At 38.0% G+C, this 1,572-nt stretch carries 1 protein-coding gene; it reads right to left on the bottom strand.

Going from position 1 to position 1,572, the window contains the following annotated elements; translation table 11 throughout:
• Nucleotides 1-926: 926 nt before the first annotated feature.
• The coding region (locus VE944_RS01745) for an amidohydrolase family protein (protein ID WP_324971321.1) at nucleotides 927-1,572 on the bottom strand (646 nt) is incomplete at its 5' end.

Below are 1,572 nucleotides of genomic sequence, written 5' to 3'. Positions count from 1 at the left end.
ATAGGAGAAAATTTTTGCAAACAGTCGAGGGAGAACTCCACACTCGTTCTATCTGCCACTACCACGCTCACCACTGTAAGTCACTAACATTGTTATCTCAACCCAAAATAAATTAAAAAATTTTGTAACAGCAGCTTTATTACTACAATAATCAGTTAAAAAACTGATTTAGATGGTGTATAAATGAAGAAAATGTAACCTGTTGTTGGGTTAAATGAGAGTTTCCACAAAACTTAGTCAGCTTGGTTTTAGGATTGGTTCTCTACTGTCATTAAAAGAACAAATCTGGATTATTCAGCAGCCAAAGTTAATAGAGACAAGTTAAACAACATCAAGCAAGGTCTATAGAAGTTGTCTAACTTTTCCTTATCCTCAATATACCCGAACTAAAGTCATAATATATACACATAAATACTGAACTTTCAAATATTTGAAAATTAATTTAAATAGCAATAAATTATTCTATTCACATCTGTAATTAATACTGATATCAATAAATTAAATAAAACATCTCGTATTTCTACATAACTATCGTAGAAATATGAGATGTTTTTTCCTTTACTAGTTGATATTAATATGTCTACGTAGATGCACTAGTTATCTTTAATAAAAGAGGCGATCACCTCCTTTATCGGAGAACCAGAGTCGTGTCTAGTGAAGTTTTGACTTGAAACACTTATAAATAAATTTAGGGTTTCAAGTTGCAATCTCTGATACAGCGACTAGTCAATACCTTTGGGTTAAAAGGGTAAAGGGAAAAAATAAGGATTGTCGTCTTTTAGCTTTAAGCAAACGGCATTGATCTAGTCTTAACTTGGAATAGATCATAGAAAATTATCTTGCCAAGTTTGCGATGATGCCGGAATGGTGTTTGTTGAAGAACTAAACTTGGTCGGTTTATCTCGTGGAATGCTAGGTAAGCATTGCTATAAGAAAGTTAAAGCTTGACCCCGCACTTGTGTATTTACCTGACCTTTGTCATAAACTACTTCACCACCAACAATGGTGGTTGTAGCCCAGCCGGTGAGGTTCCAGCCTTCAAAAGGACTCCAACGGCATTTAGTTAACAGTTCTTCGCGCCGGACTTGACGGTATGTGTTTAAATCTACAAGCACTAAATCGGCATCATAACCAGGTGCGATCGCTCCTTTATTGGGAATGCCATAAGCCACAGCTACATTTTTTGACATCCAGTTAACAACTTGAGCAACAGTACACTTTCCCTCCATCGCCGCAGTTAACATCAATGCTAGAGAAGTTTCCACCCCTGGCATTCCCGAAGGGGTATTGGGGTATTCTTGAGCTTTTTCTTCTAAGGTGTGCGGCGCGTGATCTGTAGCAATGAAATCAATCACGCCATCGCGCAAAGCTTGCCAGAGAACTTCGTTATCGTGGGGCGATCGCAAAGGTGGATTCATCTGTGCTAAAGTACCAATCTCCTCGTAAGCACTGGTATTCAACAACAAATGCTGTGGTGTCACTTCTGCTGTTACCCAACTAGGTTTCTCCTGACGCAGCAAATCTGCTTCTTCAGCAGTTGACATGTGCAAAATATGCAAACGACGTTGATAT

This window comes from Nostoc sp. (assembly GCF_035638895.1).
Taxonomy (GTDB): Bacteria; Cyanobacteriota; Cyanobacteriia; order Cyanobacteriales; family Nostocaceae; genus Nostoc.
This window is presented reverse-complemented; position numbering and strand designations above follow the sequence as displayed.